General features: G+C 69.1%; 13 protein-coding genes and 1 tRNA gene. 9 read left to right on the top strand and 5 right to left on the bottom strand.

Going from position 1 to position 17102, the window contains the following annotated elements:
• The first annotated feature begins 298 nt into the window (after positions 1-298).
• The 7 genes from purS (at position 299) to purM (ending at position 8284) form a co-directional block, all read left to right on the top strand.
• Entirely contained in the window at positions 299-562 is a 264-nt protein-coding gene (purS, locus tag ACFXGX_RS04755; RefSeq protein WP_005482678.1) for a phosphoribosylformylglycinamidine synthase subunit PurS, read from the top strand.
• The gene (gene purQ, locus ACFXGX_RS04750; protein ID WP_384784667.1) at positions 559-1239 is read left to right on the top strand and encodes a phosphoribosylformylglycinamidine synthase subunit PurQ; all 681 of its coding nucleotides are present in this window, start codon (positions 559-561) and stop codon (positions 1237-1239) included. Before purS ends, purQ begins: the two co-directional genes overlap by 4 nt.
• The gene (gene purL / locus ACFXGX_RS04745) at positions 1236-3494 is read left to right on the top strand and encodes a phosphoribosylformylglycinamidine synthase subunit PurL (protein ID WP_384784665.1); all 2259 of its coding nucleotides are present in this window, start codon (positions 1236-1238) and stop codon (positions 3492-3494) included. The genes purQ and purL overlap by 4 nt, the downstream gene beginning before the upstream one ends.
• Positions 3495-3695: 201 nt before the next feature.
• Complete coding sequence (locus ACFXGX_RS04740) at positions 3696-4490, top strand: sterol carrier family protein (RefSeq protein WP_384784663.1); 795 nt, start codon at positions 3696-3698, stop codon at positions 4488-4490.
• Positions 4491-4762: 272 nt separating this feature from the next.
• A complete protein-coding gene (locus ACFXGX_RS04735; RefSeq protein WP_384784661.1) occupies positions 4763-5554 on the top strand; it encodes an META domain-containing protein in 792 nt (263 codons plus the stop codon).
• Between the two features lie 61 nt (positions 5555-5615).
• Entirely contained in the window at positions 5616-7142 is a 1527-nt protein-coding gene (purF, locus tag ACFXGX_RS04730; protein ID WP_384784659.1) for an amidophosphoribosyltransferase, read from the top strand.
• 41 nt (positions 7143-7183) lie between these two features.
• On the top strand, positions 7184-8284 hold the full coding sequence (purM, locus tag ACFXGX_RS04725; RefSeq protein ID WP_384784657.1) for a phosphoribosylformylglycinamidine cyclo-ligase: 1101 nt from the start codon (positions 7184-7186) through the stop codon (positions 8282-8284).
• 200 nt (positions 8285-8484) lie between these two features.
• Here purM and ACFXGX_RS04720 read toward each other — a convergent pair whose 3' ends face one another.
• Positions 8485-8739 (bottom strand): DUF3073 domain-containing protein, encoded by a 255-nt coding sequence (locus tag ACFXGX_RS04720; protein ID WP_037615441.1) that lies wholly within the window; start codon positions 8737-8739, stop codon positions 8485-8487.
• A 301-nt stretch (positions 8740-9040) separates the two neighbouring features.
• Positions 9041-10135 (bottom strand): Leu/Phe/Val dehydrogenase, encoded by a 1095-nt coding sequence (locus ACFXGX_RS04715; RefSeq protein ID WP_384784655.1) that lies wholly within the window; start codon positions 10133-10135, stop codon positions 9041-9043.
• A gap of 222 nt (positions 10136-10357) precedes the next feature.
• Between ACFXGX_RS04715 and ACFXGX_RS04710 the strand changes: the two genes are divergently transcribed.
• Both ACFXGX_RS04710 and bldC read left to right on the top strand, forming a co-directional pair.
• A complete protein-coding gene (locus ACFXGX_RS04710; protein WP_384784653.1) occupies positions 10358-11206 on the top strand; it encodes a hypothetical protein in 849 nt (282 codons plus the stop codon).
• Positions 11207-11750: 544 nt separating this feature from the next.
• Positions 11751-11957 (top strand): developmental transcriptional regulator BldC, encoded by a 207-nt coding sequence (gene bldC / locus ACFXGX_RS04705; protein ID WP_003949541.1) that lies wholly within the window; start codon positions 11751-11753, stop codon positions 11955-11957.
• A 468-nt stretch (positions 11958-12425) separates the two neighbouring features.
• Here the strand turns inward: bldC and ACFXGX_RS04700 are convergent, their stop codons facing one another.
• The 3 genes from ACFXGX_RS04700 to hrpA form a co-directional block, all read right to left on the bottom strand.
• On the bottom strand, positions 12426-12617 hold the full coding sequence (locus tag ACFXGX_RS04700; protein ID WP_384784651.1) for a DUF6274 family protein: 192 nt from the start codon (positions 12615-12617) through the stop codon (positions 12426-12428).
• A gap of 296 nt (positions 12618-12913) precedes the next feature.
• Positions 12914-12988 (bottom strand) — tRNA-Asp (locus ACFXGX_RS04695).
• Positions 12989-13083: 95 nt separating this feature from the next.
• The gene (hrpA, locus tag ACFXGX_RS04690; RefSeq protein ID WP_384784649.1) at positions 13084-17061 is read right to left on the bottom strand and encodes an ATP-dependent RNA helicase HrpA; all 3978 of its coding nucleotides are present in this window, start codon (positions 17059-17061) and stop codon (positions 13084-13086) included.
• Positions 17062-17102: the final 41 nt, after the last annotated feature.

Raw genomic sequence — 17102 nt, 5'->3', positions numbered from 1 at the left:
GAGTTGTCGGGGAGATGTCGACTGTCCGGCTGTTATCGAGCAAAGTATCGGCTATTGCCAATTCATTTGTACAGTGCCCGGCATTGCATTGTGAAGCCCGACTAAATCCTTCCGCGTGTCCGGTGGCAATGGCCCCCTGCCGTTCTTCTGCGGTTTTTCCCAGGATTTTCCGTGCATGCCCCCGGGCCGATGCGTGATCGTGATCGGGGTCACGTAGGATTCTACGAATCTACGCGAGTAGAAATTTTGTACGGGTAGTCTGAAGGGACCTGCTCAGCACCACACACCGGGAGTGCCAGTGGCACGCGTCGTAGTCGACGTCATGCTCAAGCCGGAGATCCTCGACCCCCAGGGCCAGGCGGTGCAGCGTGCACTGCCGCGCCTCGGTTTCGAAGGTGTCTCCGACGTCCGTCAGGGAAAGCGATTCGAACTGGAAGTGGACGGGCCGGTGGACGACGCCGCGCTCGCCCGCATCCACGAACTGGCGGAATCCTTCCTCGCCAACACCGTGATCGAGGACTTCACCGTCAAGGTCGAGGAAGTCGCGGAGGCCGGAAAGTGACCGCTCGTATTGGAGTCGTCACCTTTCCGGGCAGCCTGGACGACCGCGACACGCAGCGCGCGATCAGGCTCGCGGGTGCCGAACCCGTAGCCCTCTGGCACAAGGACAAGGACCTCAAGCAGGTCGACGCCGTCGTGCTGCCCGGCGGTTTCTCGTACGGCGACTATCTGCGGGCGGGTGCCATCTCGCGCTTCTCGCCGGTGATGGAGACCGTCATCGAGCAGGCGAAGTCCGGAATGCCGGTTCTCGGCATCTGCAACGGCTTCCAGGTCCTCACCGAGGCGCACCTCCTTCCCGGCGCGATGCTCGGCAACAACCACCTGCACTTCATCTGCCGCGACCAGAAACTGCGGGTGGAGAACACGGAGACCGCCTGGACCGCCGACTACACGGCCGGCCAGGAGATCCACATCCCGCTGAAGAACATGGACGGGCGGTACGTCGCCGACGAGCACACGCTCGACATGCTGGAGGCCGAAGGCCGGGTCGTCTTCCGTTACCGGGACGTCAACCCGAACGGCTCGCTGCGCGACATCGCCGGCATCACGAACGAGGCGGGCAACGTCGTCGGTCTGATGCCGCACCCGGAGCACGCCGTCGAGCCCCTCGTGGGCTCCGGTCGCACCGACGGCCTCCCCTTCTTCACCTCGATCCTCAAGAAGCTGGTCAACGCATGAGCCGCACGCCTCTGGACACGGTCGAGCACGCGGCCGCGACCCCCGACGTCGAGCTGCCCTGGGCCGAACTGGGTCTGAAGAAGGACGAGTACGAGCGGGTCGTCGAGATCCTCGGCCGCCGGCCCACCGGCGCCGAGCTCGCCATGTACTCCGTCATGTGGTCCGAGCACTGCTCCTACAAGTCCTCGAAGGTCCACCTCCGCCAGTTCGGCGAGAAGGCCCCGCAGTCCGACGCGCTGCTCGTCGGCATCGGCGAGAACGCCGGTGTCGTCGACGTCGGCCAGGGCTACGCGGTCACCTTCAAGGTCGAGTCGCACAACCACCCGTCGTATGTCGAGCCCTACCAGGGCGCGGCCACCGGCGTCGGCGGCATCGTCCGCGACATCATCGCCATGGGCGCCCGCCCGGTCGCGGTCGTCGACCCGCTGCGCTTCGGCGCGGCCGACCACCCCGACACCAAGCGCGTCCTGCCGGGCGTCGTCGCGGGCATCGGCGGCTACGGCAACTGCCTGGGCCTGCCGAACATCGGCGGCGAGGTCGTCTTCGACGCCTGCTACCAGGGCAACCCGCTGGTCAACGCCGGTGCCATCGGCGTCATGCGGCACGAGGACATCCACCTCGCGAAGGCGTCGGGCACGGGCAACAAGGTCATCCTGTACGGGGCCCGCACGGGCGGCGACGGCATCGGCGGCGCGTCGATCCTCGCCTCGGAGACCTTCGACGACGCCAAGCCGTCGAAGCGTCCCGCCGTCCAGGTCGGCGACCCCTTCCAGGAGAAGCTCCTCATCGAGTGCACCCTGGAGGCCTTCGCCGAGAAGCTGGTCGTCGGCATCCAGGACCTCGGCGCGGCCGGTCTGTCCTGCGCCACCAGCGAGCTCGCGTCCAACGGCTCCGGCGGCATGCGGGTCACCCTGGACGACGTACCGCTGCGCGACTCGACTCTGTCTCCCGAGGAAATCCTCATGAGCGAGTCGCAGGAACGCATGTGCGCGGTCGTCGAGCCGGAGAAGGTCGACCGCTTCCTGGAGATCTGCGACAAGTGGGACGTCATCGCCACCGTCATCGGTGAGGTCACCGACGGCGACCGGCTGGAGATCTTCTGGCACGGCGGCAAGATCGTCGACGTCGACCCGCGCACGGTCGCGCACGACGGCCCGGTCTACGAGCGCCCCTACGCCCGCCCGTCGTGGCAGGACGCGCTCCAGGCCGACGACGCGAACAAGCTGCCCCGCCCGGCGACCGGCGAGGAGCTGAAGGACCAGGTCCTGAAGCTGGTCTCCTCCCCGAACCAGGCGTCCAAGTCCTGGATCACCTCCCAGTACGACCACTTCGTGCAGGGCAACACGGTGCTGGCGCAGCCCGAGGACTCGGGCATGATCCGCATCGACGAGGAGACCGGGCTCGGCGTCGCCATCGCCACCGACGGCAACGGCCGTTACGCCAAGCTCGACCCGTACACGGGCGCGCAGCTCGCCCTCGCCGAGGCCTACCGCAACGTCGCGACGACCGGTGCCAAGCCGCTCGCCGTGTCCGACTGCCTGAACTTCGGCTCGCCCGAGGACCCTGCCGTCATGTGGCAGTTCGCCGAGGCGATCCGCGGTCTGGCCGACGCCTGCCAGCAGCTCGGCACCCCGGTGACCGGCGGCAACGTCTCGCTCTACAACCAGACCGGCGACGTCGCCATCCACCCGACCCCGGTCGTGGCCGTGCTGGGCGTCATCGACGACGTCGCCCGCCGCACCCCGGTCGCCTTCCAGGAAGAGGGCCAGCTCCTCTACCTGCTCGGTGACACCCACGAGGAGTTCGGCGGTTCGGCCTGGTCTCAGGTCGTCCACGACCACCTGGGCGGTCTGCCGCCGAAGGTGGACCTGGAGCGCGAGCGGCTGCTCGGCGAGATCCTCATCTCGGCCTCCCGCGACGGCATGATCGACTCCGCGCACGACCTGTCCGACGGCGGTCTGGTCCAGGCCGTGGTCGAGTCGGCGCTGCACGGCCGCAAGGGCGCGCGGCTGATCGTGCCCGACGGTCTCGACGCGTTCACCTTCCTGTTCTCGGAGTCGGCGGGCCGCGCGGTCGTCGCCGTCCCGCGTTCGGAGGAGCTGCGCTTCAACGACATGTGCGGTGCCCGGGGTCTGCCCGTCACCCGCATCGGTGTCGTCGACGGTGACGCGGTGGACGTCCAGGGCGAGTTCGCGCTCTCGCTGGACGAGCTGCGCACGGCCCACGAGGGGACCATCCCGGCGCTGCTGGCGTAACCCGCCCGCTTCCGCGGGGGTCCGCCCGCGCGCGTGAAGGCCCCGCCCGTTCCGACGGGCGGGGCCTTCGTCGTCTTCGTCCGCCCGTCACGCCGACGGGCTCGGTCTCCCGGGGCGGGGCCGCGGAGTCCTCCGCAGCGAGGTGCGCGGTGCGGTCGTCTTCCGGCCCGCACCTCCGGGCCGGAAGACTAGGCTCCCCGTATGACCTCGGCCCGAAAGCGCGCGCGCACCTATGACCCCGCCAGGATCCGTGCGGCGGTGCTCGCCCAGTTCGGGAACGTACGGGACGGTGTACGCGCCCTGGACGAGGAGCGGTTGGCGATGCCCGCGCTGCTCGGGGACTGGAGCGTACGGGAGTTGGCCGCGCACATCACGATGTCCCTCGACGTCGTGAGCCGGCAGCTCGGCCTGCCCGCGCCCCCCGTGAAGGAACTCGCGCTGCTGGACTGGCCGTTCGGGACGGCCTCCCGCGCCGGGGTCATCGCCGACGGCACACGCGCACTCGCCGCCGCGCACCCCGACCTCGACGCGCTCTACGCCGCCGTCGGCGCCCGCATCACCGAGCATCTGGCCACGGCCCCCGGCGGCCGGCTGCTCGACGTGCCGGCCGGCGCGATGACCCTCGCCGACTTCCTCGTCACCCGTACCGTCGAACTCGTCGTCCACACCGACGACCTGAACCGCGCCGCCGGTACGGACATCCCCTTCGACCGCCAGGCCCTCGCCGCCTGCACCCGGCTGCTCGCCGACACCCTCGCCGTGAAGGCGCCCGGCGCGTCGACCGAGGTCAGGATTCCGCCGTACGCCGTCGTGCAGTGCGTGGAAGGGCCCCGGCACACCCGTGGCACCCCGCCGAACGTCGTCGAGACCGACCCGCTGACCTGGATCCGGCTCGCCACGGGGCGCGCGGAGTGGAAGGCGGCGCTGGACGAGGCGAAGGTCAGCGCGAGCGGCGAGCGCGCCGACCTCGGCGGCCTGCTCCCCCTGATGGGATAGCCGTCCGGGTCAGCCGTCCCGCACCTGCTCCGCGTCCCGGCTCCGCACCCGCTCCGACCCTCGGCACTCGTCCCGCACCCCGGCACCTGCCCCGCACCTGGCGCCCGCGTGGCTCCGAGGGGAGGCCCAGGGCCCCGGAGGACGCCCGCCCGGTCTCCGCGATCCGGCTCCGCGATCCGGCTCCGGGAACCGGCTCCGTGAACCGGCTCCGTGAACCGGCTTCGCGGCACCCCGGACGGGAACCGGTCGCCCGACCCTCCCGTCACATCGGCATGGACAAGCAGCGAACGACCCTCGCAGTCCTGACCCTGCTGCCCCTCGCCGCCGCGTGCGGGGGCACCCAGGCGGGAAACGGTTCCGCCAGGACGGAGACCGCGCCGCTGACCGGCGTCCACTGGACGGTCGACAGCCTCACCGCCGAGGGGAAGACCACGCGGGCGCCCTCGGGGGCGTACCTGCGGATCGGCGGCGACGGGCGCGCAGGCGGCAACCTCGGCTGCAACGGATTCGGCTCGAAGGTCACCTTCACGGGTGACCGGGTCGACTTCGGCGAACTCCGGACGACGGACATGGCCTGCGCGAAGGGCCCGATGGACTTCGAACGGAGTCTGAGCCGCGCCTTCGCGGACCGGGGCCCGCTCACGGCGAAGGCCGACGGCGGCAGGCTGACGCTCACCGCCGACAACGGCGACCGGATCGGCCTCACCCGGGAGAAGGACGCCCCGCTGCGGGGGACGAAGTGGACGGTCACCGCACTGGGTGACGGCAACGTCTCCCGGCCGCTCCCGAAGGGGGCGGACGCGTACTTCGTCCTGCGCGAGGACGGCACCTTCGAGGGCCGTCTCGGCTGCAACCACGCGTCCGGCCGGGCCACCGTCCGCGACGGACATATCACCCTCGGCCGGGCCCGTACGACCCGCATGATGTGCCAAGACTCACTCATGAGGACCGAGAAGACGCTCCTGGGAGTCTTCGACGGCAAGGTCGGCTACGCGTTGGATCATCGAAGCATCACGCTGACCAGCACAAACGGCACAGTCGTCAGCGCGGTGGCCGACGAGTGATCCACTCGGGGCCCCTGTCCCCAATTCGGACCAGTGGTCGATCTCGCCTACACTCGGTGCCGTGCCACGTGGTGACGGTCGACTCAATCATGATCTGCTCCCCGGTGAGAAAGGCCCCCAGGACGCTTGCGGCGTCTTCGGTGTCTGGGCTCCGGGCGAAGAGGTCGCCAAGCTCACTTACTTCGGGCTCTACGCCCTCCAGCATCGGGGTCAGGAATCCGCGGGAATCGCGGTCAGCAACGGCTCCCAGATCCTCGTCTTCAAGGACATGGGCCTCGTGTCCCAGGTCTTCGACGAAACCTCTCTCGGTTCGCTCCAGGGTCATATCGCGGTCGGTCACGCCCGCTACTCGACCACCGGTGCCTCCGTGTGGGAGAACGCCCAGCCGACGTTCCGTGCCACCGCGCACGGCTCCATCGCGCTCGGCCACAACGGCAACCTCGTCAACACGGTGCAGCTCGCCGAGATGGTCGCCGACCTGCCCAAGCAGGAAGGCCGTACCACCCGTGTGGCGGCCACCAACGACACCGACCTGCTCACCGCGCTCCTCGCGGCCCAGGTCGACGACGACGGCAAGCCGCTGACCATAGAAGAGGCTTCCGCCAAGATCCTCCCGCAGGTCCGCGGAGCCTTCTCGCTCGTCTTCATGAACGAGAGCACCCTCTACGCCGCCCGTGACCCGCAGGGCATCCGCCCGCTGGTCCTCGGCCGCCTGGAGCGCGGCTGGGTGGTCGCCTCCGAGTCCGCGGCCCTCGACATCTGCGGCGCCAGCTATGTGCGCGAGATCGAGCCGGGCGAGTTCGTCGCCATCGACGAGAACGGTCTGCGGACCTCGCGATTCGCGGAAGCGAAGCCCAAGGGCTGCATTTTCGAGTACGTCTACCTGGCCCGTCCCGACACGGACATCGCCGGCCGGAACGTGTACCTCTCGCGCGTCGAGATGGGCCGCAAACTCGCCAAGGAAGCGCCTGTCGAGGCCGATCTGGTGATAGCGACCCCGGAGTCCGGGACGCCCGCCGCGATCGGTTACGCGGAGGCCTCCGGCATCCCCTTCGGAGCCGGCCTGGTCAAGAACGCCTATGTCGGCCGGACCTTCATCCAGCCCTCGCAGACGATCCGCCAGCTCGGAATCCGCCTGAAGCTGAATCCGCTCAAGGAAGTCATCAAGGGCAAGCGTCTGGTCGTCGTCGACGACTCGATCGTGCGCGGCAACACCCAGCGCGCCCTGGTCCGGATGCTCCGCGAGGCGGGCGCGGCCGAGGTCCACATCCGGATCTCCTCGCCGCCCGTGAAGTGGCCCTGCTTCTTCGGCATCGACTTCGCGACCCGCGCCGAGCTGATCGCGAACGGCATGACCATCGAGGAGATCGGCACCTCGCTCGGCGCCGACTCGCTGTCGTACATCTCCCTCGACGGGATGATCGAGGCCACGACGATCGACAAGCCGAATCTGTGCCGCGCCTGCTTCGACGGCGTGTACCCGATGGAGCTTCCCGACCCCGAACTGCTCGGCAAGCAGCTCCTGGAGACCGAGCTGGCCGCGGGTCCCGCAGCCACGGCCGCGGCTGACGCCATCCGTCGCCCGTAGCGCCGCAGAGCCCCGTTTCACCAACCGAAAGATCCCAGGCAATGTCTGCTGTATCCGATCAGTCGACTTCGTCGACGGGCACCGCTTCCGGCGCGTCCTACGCGGCCGCCGGAGTCGACATCGAGGCGGGCGACCGCGCCGTCGAGCTGATGAAGGAGTGGGTGAAGAAGACGCAGCGCCCCGAGGTCCTCGGCGGCCTCGGCGGCTTCGCCGGTCTCTTCGACGCCTCCGCCCTCAAGAGGTTCGAGCGTCCGCTGCTCGCCTCCGCCACCGACGGTGTGGGCACCAAGGTCGACATCGCCCGGCAGCTCGGCGTGTACGACACCATCGGCCACGACCTCGTGGCGATGGTCATGGACGACATCGTGGTGTGCGGCGCGGAGCCGCTCTTCATGACCGACTACATCTGCGTGGGCAAGGTCCACCCGGAGCGGGTCGCGGCCATCGTGAAGGGCATCGCCGAGGGCTGTGTCCTCGCGGGCTGCGCCCTGGTGGGCGGCGAGACGGCCGAGCACCCCGGTCTGCTGGGCCCGGACGACTTCGACGTGGCGGGCGCCGGCACCGGCGTTGTCGAGGCCGCCGAGCTGCTCGGCCCGGATCGCATCCGTACGGGTGACGCGGTGATCGCCATGGCGGCCTCCGGTCTTCACTCGAACGGGTACTCGCTCGTCCGGCACGTGCTCTTCGACCGGGCGAACCTGCGCCTGGACCAGCACATCGGGGACTTCGGCCGCACGCTCGGCGAGGAGCTCCTGGAGCCCACCAAGATCTACTCGCTGGACTGCCTGACGCTGACGAAGAGCACCGAGGTGCACGCGTTCAGCCACATCACCGGCGGCGGTCTGGCGGCCAACCTGGCGCGGGTCATCCCGGACGGCCTGCACGCGATCGTCGACCGTGGCACGTGGACCCCGGCGCCGGTCTTCGACCTGGTCGGCAGGACCGGCGGTGTCGAGCGCCTGGAGCTGGAGAAGACGCTGAACATGGGCGTCGGCATGATGGCGATCGTGCCCGAGGAGTCCGCCGAGGTCGCCCTCGCCGTCCTCGCGGACCGCGGCGTGGAAGCCTGGGTCGCCGGTGAGATCACCGAGCGCGGGGACCACACGACGGGCGCGGCGCTCATCGGCGACTACGCGAGCTGAAACGGGTGACGGGAGCTTCGGCGCGCGGTCACGCGGGCCGAAGCCCCCGGAGCAGCACGAAACCCGGTCCGGCGTTGAAACCCCGGACCGGGTGAAGTGCAGTCGCTACGAGAAAACCGCCAGGCGGGATCTGCCAGAAACCCACGCCAGGAGATCCGCCACCAGAAGAGATCGCGGAAACTGCGAGGGACGCTGTTGCGTCAAGCGCCGCGACGTTGCGACTGCGGACCGGACTGGTCGTCCTCGTCCTCGTCGTCGTCGTTGTAGAGATCCGCGTACTGTGCGTACGGGTCGTCTTCCTCGTCGTCGTCCTCGAACGGCTCGCCATTCGGCGGCTGGCTCGAAGTCGAAGCGCCCAGCTCATTGGCCAGACGCGAGAGGTCAGTCCCGCCGCTGCTGTACTTCAGCTGGCGGGCGACCTTCGTCTGCTTGGCCTTTGCCCGGCCGCGCCCCATGGCTCGACCCCCTCGGATACGGGGCTCGACGGCCCCAGAGTCTTGACACGCGTTCATGATCTGGAACGGACTCTCCGTGGAGAGACCGGTCCGTAGGGCTTCCACGGTACCTGAGCCCGCGCCCATACGGTACGTCGCCCGCAGCACGCGCCTTCGCCCAGCACCAGCGAGGTGCCCTGTCCTCGCTGGTCAACCGCGATTTTAACCTCTTCTTGGCGCCCGACCCGCCGACAGACGTGAGAGTTCTCTCCCAACCGCCCATCGGCGGGTCCCTGACAAGCACCGATGGCCCCGGAAGGGGTCAGCGGCGGCGCGCCTCCGCCATCCGCTGCTCGGCGATCCTGTCGGCCGCCGCGGCCGGCGGGATCCCGTCCTGCTTCGCACGTGCGAATATGGCCAGCGTGGTGTCGAAGATCTTCGTGGCCTTCGCCTTGCACCGGTCGAAGTCGAAGCCCTGGAGCTCGTCGGCGACCTGGATGACACCGCCCGCGTTCACGACGTAGTCGGGCGCGTACAGGATCCCGCGGTCCGCGAGGTCCTTCTCCACGCCCGGGTGCGCGAGCTGGTTGTTGGCCGCGCCGCACACGATCCGGGCCGTGATCACCGGCACGGTGTCGTCGTTGAGCGCGCCGCCCAGCGCGCAGGGCGCGTAGATGTCGAGACCCTCGGTGCGGATGAGCGTCTCGGTGTCCGCGACGGCCGTGACGCCGGAGGGGTGCCGGTCGAGGATCCGCCGCACGGAGTCGGCCCGCACGTCCGTGATCACGACCTCGGCGCCGTCCTCGCGCAGGTGGTCGACCAGGTGGTGGCCCACCTTGCCGACTCCGGAGACGCCGACCTTGCGGCCGCGCAGCGTCGGGTCGCCCCACATGTGCTGCGCGGAGGCCCGCATGCCCTGGAAGACACCGAAGGCGGTCAGGACCGACGAGTCGCCCGCGCCGCCGTTCTCCGGGGAGCGTCCGGTCGTCCACCGGCACTCGCGCGCCACCACGTCCATGTCGGCGACATAGGTGCCGACGTCGCACGCGGTGACGTACCGGCCGCCGAGCGAGGCGACGAACCGGCCGTAGGCGAGGAGCAGCTCCTCGGACTTGATCTGCTCCGGGTCGCCGATGATGACGGCCTTGCCGCCGCCGTGGTCGAGCCCGGCCAGGGCGTTCTTGTACGACATCCCGCGCGCGAGGTTGAGGGCGTCGGCGACGGCCTCCTGCTCGCTCGCGTACGGGTAGAAGCGCGTGCCGCCGAGGGCCGGGCCCAGGGCGGTGGAGTGGAGGGCGATGACGGCCTTGAGGCCGCTGGCGCGGTCCTGGCAGAGCACGACTTGCTCATGACCCCCCTGATCCGAGTGGAACAGGGTGTGCAGTACATCAGCAGGCGCGCCGGTTACGTCGGTCACTGTGGTGACTCCCAGGTAAAAAGCGGCGGTTGGGTGCGGGGCCCGTGCGGATGGCGGGCTCCGTGGGAATGAGACTAGAGCCTGTGCCGACCCGCCCTCGGCGCAGTGGTCAGGATCACCTACGGGCGGGGCACGGTCATGGTTCGATTTGCATAGATTTCTCTTCAGGTTCCGATCGGTTCTCGCTGGTTTTCCCGGTGCTCGACGGGGGAGGGAGCAGGCGTGCCCAAGGTGTCCGCGGTGATCGTCCCGTACACGTCGTACTTGCGGGTGTACGAGCCACTGGCCGCGTTCCCCGAGTCCGAGCGCGCCCACTGGACGCGCTACGCCCAGCGCGCCGAGCGCCCCTCGTACCAGGACGAACTGCGCCGCTCGCTGGCCGATCTGCTGCCCACCCCGCCGGTCCCCGTCCCGGTGCACGAGAGCGGTGACGCGTTCGTCGCCGAGGTCGACGGGGTGGTGTGCGTCTGCCCCTGGCGCACCCGGCTGCGCGGCTGGCAGGCACTGGACGAACTGGGCGAGGAGCTTCCCGCGTCGGTCATGGACGCGGTGCTGCCGCCGCTGGTGCGCCGTCAGGCCGCCCTCGACTACGAGCGCTGGCTGGCGCGCAATCCCGACGCCCGCCCGTGGATCCGCACCTCGACCTGGCAGGTGCCGCTGAACTGGTTCGTGCTCGTCACGGACGAGGAGCGGGAGTACGAGAAGGGGACGGGCCCGGCCGGAACCGCGTCTCTGCTGCGCTACCGGACGCCGATGGTGCAGGCGCGGCGGCGAACGGCCCGGGCCCTGCGGACACTCCGGGACGCGCTCGACGAAGGGCCGCTCATCGAGGGCCTGGTGGACGTCGGCCGCTGGCTGGAGGAGTTCCATCCGCGCTCGCTGGTCGAGCTGGACTACGGCGGGCTCGTGCACACGCTGCCGGCCGGCCAACTGGAGGGCGACCACTCCGCGGCGGACGTGGCCGAGGGCATCGAGGCGCTGCGCACCGGGGACGGGGCGACGGCGGGCGAGGCGTACGGCCGGCTGGTGGAGCGCTGGCGGTCGGTCAGGGACCGGCGTTCGGCGAACTGAAGTCATCCCGTCCGGTTGTGATCTGGCTCTCACAGGTTTGGGGTCGAACTCGCGTATGGTCCTCACACACTGAAGAACCCTCACGTCCAGGACGTAGGCCCCGATCCGGGCGTATACGTCAATGGGTGTCAAGCGTGACGGACGGCACTTACCCGGCTCTTGCATCGCTTCCCCCTCCTCGTGTCAAAATAGGACAAGGAGCCCGGGGGAGGGCTCCCTCCGCCCGCTTTTGGGGGGGAATCTCGGCATTGCACGCTTTTGGGACGTCTGGTGACTCCTGATCGCCCTGTGACTGATCGTCACAGTGGCGTGACTGTCCGCTATGGCATGGTCCATCGGCTTCCGTCGCTGATGAACACCTGGGAGGGCAATTCCATCGGTTTGGCCGACGCGGCTGGACGGATGGTGTAGTTGTAGTGCCGAGGACAAGCCGTTCGTCCTATAACCGACTCGACCCGCGTCCGCCATTTCGGGCAACGCGGGTCAAGGTGCAGAATTTAGAGGAAAGAACCGAGAAGGTTCGGTTCTCCCGAGGAGGCCGCTCATGACCGCTCGCACCCCTGATGCCGAGCCGCTGCTGACCCCCGCTGAGGTCGCCACGATGTTCCGCGTCGACCCCAAGACGGTCACGCGGTGGGCGAAGGCCGGCAAGCTCACGTCCATCCGCACGCTCGGAGGGCACCGTCGTTACCGCGAGGCTGAGGTCCGCGCACTGCTTGCGGGTATCCCGCAGCAGCGCAGCGAAGCCTGAGTCACCGCATAACCGGACAAGTCGACGGATCCCCCAACCCGTCGAGGCGTCCACACCACAGCTCCAAGCGACGCGGGTTCTGCCCCAACGGAGCCCACGCCCAAGCGTTTTTGCCACATGAACAGGGTGCGTCGTAGATCGCGCTGGACTCCGCCGGGTCCAGCGCGATTTTTTTTGTGCGTTCCACCGGCCCCGGCGGGCGGCCTGTGAGCGGCCTTGTCGGAGTCTGGGGGCGAGTGTCGGATCGGCTGTGGAAGCCCTCGGTCAGTGGTGCAATTGCACATATTAAATTGACTGGTTGTAGGAGGGGGGTAAGTTCCACACTTCTGAAAACATATGCGGTGACTCCCGTCACATGCCACAGTCCTTGTCCCCCGAGAGCCTTCTGCGCTAGGGGAGTTGGGCTCGCGAGGGGGCGTGTCACGCCTGGTCGCGCAGGGGGCCGAGGGCCTCGGGGGCGGCCCCGGGTCACGCCGTCGAGGAGCCTTCGTCCTCGGGGGAGCTCTCGGGGTCCTGCTCGTCGTTCGGGACGGCTTCCATGGCCAGCCGGGCGAGCTGATGGCAGATCGGACAGTGCCGCGTCAGATGGCGGTAGCCGGAGGCCGCCGCCAGGTGGGCTCGGAGCAGAGCCCGGGTCTCGTGCCGAGCGGACACCGCCATACGCACCTCCAGAGGGCCGGCAGGGCGAGTGGCCCTGGATTCCGGGGTACCGGCGGAATGTGACGCCGTCAAGGGACGGGAACGCGTCGTGGGGGAGCCCTCCGAGGCCCTGGAGCCGGACGCGGACCGGTGCGCGCACGCGAACAGGCGGCGCGGACACCGGCGTACGGGCGGCGCGGGACGGCGTAGGGGCCGATCGGGGCGCCGTGCGGGCCGACCGGGCGCCGGGGCGCGGGCGGATCGGGGTGCGGACACGCGAAAAGGCCCGGAGCCGAAGCTCCGGGCCTTTCCTCATGCGGTCCTGACGGGATTTGAACCCGCGGCCTCCACCTTGACAGGGTGGCGAGCACTCCAAACTGCTCCACAGGACCTTGATTCGCAGCGACTTGTTCTTGCGCCGTGCTGCGAAACAGACTGTACATGAGGTCAGACCCCGGGGTCGAACTCACCGCCCTTGCGAATGCCGTTACGGCGCGGCGGCGTCGATCGCCTTCACGATCCGCTTGTCGGAGACCGGGTACGCCGTGCCGAGCGCGTGGGCGAAATAGCTGACCCGGAGCTCCTCGATCATCCAGCGGATGTCCAGGACCGACGAGGGCACCGGACGGCCCTGCGGGAGCTGCTCCAGGAGCCAGGCGTACTCGTCCTGCATCTCGTGGACCTTCTCCATACGGCTGGTGTCCCGCTGGGCACCGGTCGGCATCTGCTGGAGACGGCGGTCCGCGGCGACCAGATAGCGCATCAGGTCCGGCAGCCGCCGCAGTCCCGTCGCCGTGACGAAACCGGGCTTCACAAGGGCGTCGAGCTGCTTCCGTACGTCCGCCAGGTTCGCGAGCAGGGTCGGGCTCCTGACGCCCTTCAGACGGCGCTCACAGGCCTGCCAGGCGGCGAGCACCTGCTGCACCTGCCCGACCGTGCGCACGGTCGTGTCGACGATCTCGGCGCGCACCTTGTCGTACAGCTTCCGGTAGGACTCCTCGTCCCACACCGGGCCGCCGAAGTCCGCGATCAGCTTGTCCGCCGCCGCCATCGCGCAGTCGTCGAAGAGCGCCTGGACCGAGCCGTGCGGGTTCGCGGACAGGGCGAGCTTCTGGGCGTTGGTGAGCTTGTCCGAGGCGAACTTGCCCGGATTCACCGGGATGTTCCGCAGGATCAGCCGGCGGGTGCCCTTCCACATGGCCTCGGCCTGCTCGGCCTCCGTGTCGAAGAGCCGCACGGAGACGGTGTTCGCCGCGGGACCGTCGTCGACGAGTGCCGGGTACGCCTTCACCGGCTGGCCGGCCCGGCGCGTCTCGAAGACCCGCCGGAGCGAGCCGATCGTCCAGTCCGTCAGCCCCGAGCGTTCCAGGGACTCGCCGCCCTCGCGTTCCGCCGTCGCCGCGGCGGCCTGCGAGATCGCCTGGCGCGCCTTCGGCCTCAGCCGGAGCTTGAGGGCTTCGAGGTCCTTGTCCTCGGCGAGCTTGCGGCGCCGCTCGTCGACGATCCGGAACGTGATCTTCAGATGGTCGGGGAGCCGTGACCAGTCGAAGTCGTCGGCCGTCAGCGGCACGCCGACCATGCGCTTGAGCTCGCGCGCCATGGTCAGCGGCAGCGGCTCCTGGAGCGGTACGGCCCGCTCCAGGAACTTCTGGGCGAAGTTCGGGGCGGGAACGTAGTTCCGCCGGATCGGCTTCGGGAGCGAACGGATCAGCTCCGTGACCACTTCCTCCCGCAGTCCCGGGATCTGCCAGTCGAAGCCTTCGTCCGTGACCTGGTTCAGCACCTGGAGCGGGATGTGGACGGTCACGCCGTCCGCGTCCGCGCCCGGCTCGAACTGGTAGGTCACCCGGAACTTCAGCCGCCCCTGGAGCCAGGAGTCGGGATAGTCGTCCTTCGAGACCGCGCCGGCCCGGTCGTTGATGAGCATCGAGCGCTCGAAGTCGAGGAGTTCGGGTTCCTCGTGCCGCTTGTGCTTCCACCAGGAGTCGAAGTGCGCCCCGGACACGACGTGTTCGGGCACCCGCTGGTCGTAGAAGTCGTACAGGGTCTCGTCGTCGACCAGGATGTCGCGGCGACGGGCCCGGTGTTCCAGCTCCTCGACCTCGGTGAGCAGCTTGCGGTTGTCGGCGAAGAACTTGTGGTGCGTACGCCAGTCGCCCTCGACGAGGGCGTTGCGGATGAACAGTTCGCGGCTCGCCTCGGGGTCGATCCGGCCGTAGTTCACCTTCCGCTGCGCGACGAGCGGTACGCCGTACAGCGTGACCTTCTCGTACGCCATCACCGCGGCCTGGTCCTTCTCCCAGTGCGGTTCGCTGTACGTCCGCTTGAGGAGATGGCCGGCCAGCGGTTCCACCCACTCCGGCTCGATACGGGCGTTGACGCGTGCCCAGAGCCGCGAGGTCTCGACGAGTTCGGCGGACATCACGAAACGCGGGGGCTTCTTGAACAGCGCCGAGCCCGGGAAGATCGCGAACTTGGCGCTGCGCGCGCCCAGGTACTCGTTCTTCCCCGTGCTCCTGCCGCTCTCGGCGCCGGTCTCCTTCACGTCCTTCATGCCGATGTGCGAGAGCAGACCGGCGAGCAGGGACACATGGACGCTCTGCTCGGGCGCGTCCTCCTCGTTCAGATGGATGCCCATCTGCTTGGCGACGGTGCGGAGCTGGCTGTAGATGTCCTGCCACTCGCGGATGCGCAGGAAGTTCAGGTACTCCTGCTTGCACATCCGGCGGAACGCGGACGAGCCCCGCTCCTTCTGCTGCTCACGGATGTAGCGCCACAGGTTGAGGAAGGCCAGGAAGTCGGAGGTCTCGTCCTTGAAGCGGGCGTGCTGCTGGTCCGCCTGCGCCTGCTTCTCGGAGGGCCGCTCGCGCGGGTCCTGGATGGAGAGCGCGGCCGCGATCACCATGACCTCGCGCGCACAGCCGTTCTTGTCGGCCTCCAGGACCATCCGGGCGAGCCGCGGGTCGACGGGGAGCTGGGCGAGCTTGCGGCCGGTCTCCGTGAGCCGCTTGCGTACGTCCTTCTCCGTCGGGTCCAGCGCGTTCAGCTCCTGGAGGAGCTGGACGCCGTCGCGGATGTTGCGGTGGTCCGGCGGGTCGATGAAGGGGAACTTCTCGATGTCGCCGAGGCCGGCAGCGGTCATCTGGAGGATGACGGAGGCGAGGTTCGTACGGAGGATCTCGGCGTCGGTGAACTCCGGCCGGGAGACGAAGTCGTCCTCCGAGTACAGCCGGACGCAGATGCCGTCGGACGTACGGCCGCAGCGGCCCTTGCGCTGGTTGGCGCTGGCCTGCGAGACCGGCTCGATGGGCAGCCGCTGCACCTTCGTGCGGTGGCTGTACCGCGAGATGCGCGCGGTGCCCGGGTCGATCACGTACTTGATGCCCGGGACGGTCAGGGAGGTCTCGGCGACGTTGGTCGCCAGAACGATCCTGCGCCCGGTGTGGGGCTGGAAGACGCGGTGCTGCTCGGCGTGCGAGAGCCGTGCGTACAGCGGCAGCACTTCGGTGAAGCGGTAGTTCCTCTTGGTGATGGCGTCGGCCGTGTCGCGGATCTCCCGCTCGCCGGAGAGGAAGACGAGGATGTCGCCCTTGCCCTCGGCCTGGAGCTCCTCGACGGCGTCGCAGATCGCGGTGATCTGGTCGCGGTCCGCGTCCTCGGAGTCCTCCTCCAGGAGCGGGCGGTAGCGCACCTCGACCGGATACGTCCGGCCGCTGACCTCGACGATCGGGGCGTCGCCGAAGTGCCGGGAGAAACGCTCCGGGTCGATGGTCGCCGAGGTGATGACGACCTTGAGGTCGGGCCGCTTGGGCAGGAGCTGGGCGAGATAGCCGAGCAGGAAGTCGATGTTGAGGGACCGCTCGTGGGCCTCGTCGATGATGATCGTGTCGTACGCGCGCAGCTCGCGGTCTGTCTGGATCTCGGCGAGCAGGATGCCGTCCGTCATGAGCTTGACGAAGGTGGCGTCCGGGTTCACCTGGTCGGTGAATCGGACCTTCCAGCCGACGGCCTCGCCGAGCGGTGTGTCCAGCTCGTCCGCGACCCGCTCCGCCACCGTACGGGCGGCGATACGACGGGGCTGGGTGTGCCCGATCATGCCGCGCACGCCACGGCCCAGCTCCATGCAGATCTTCGGGATCTGGGTGGTCTTGCCGGAGCCGGTCTCACCGGCGACGATCACGACCTGATGATCGCGGATCGCCTCCGCGATCACGTCCTTCTTCTGGCTGACCGGAAGCTGTTCGGGATAGGTGATCGCGGGCACGCGGGCGCGGCGCTCGGCCATCCGGGCCTCGCCCCTGGCCACCTCCGCCTCGATCTCGGCGTACACGGCGGAGCGGGCCTCGGGCTTGCGGATCTTGCGCGCGCCTTCGAGCCTGCGCCCGAGCCGGTGCGCGTCGCGCAGGGACAGCTCGGACAGGCGGGCGGCGAGATCGCCGAGGGCGGGGGCAGGGTGCGTAGACATACGCGGTCCAGGATCTCATCCCGGGGAAATCCCTGGCGAAC

The sequence above is a fragment of the Streptomyces sp. NPDC059371 genome (assembly GCF_042751995.1).
Classification (GTDB): Bacteria; Actinomycetota; Actinomycetes; order Streptomycetales; family Streptomycetaceae; genus Streptomyces.
This window is presented reverse-complemented; position numbering and strand designations above follow the sequence as displayed.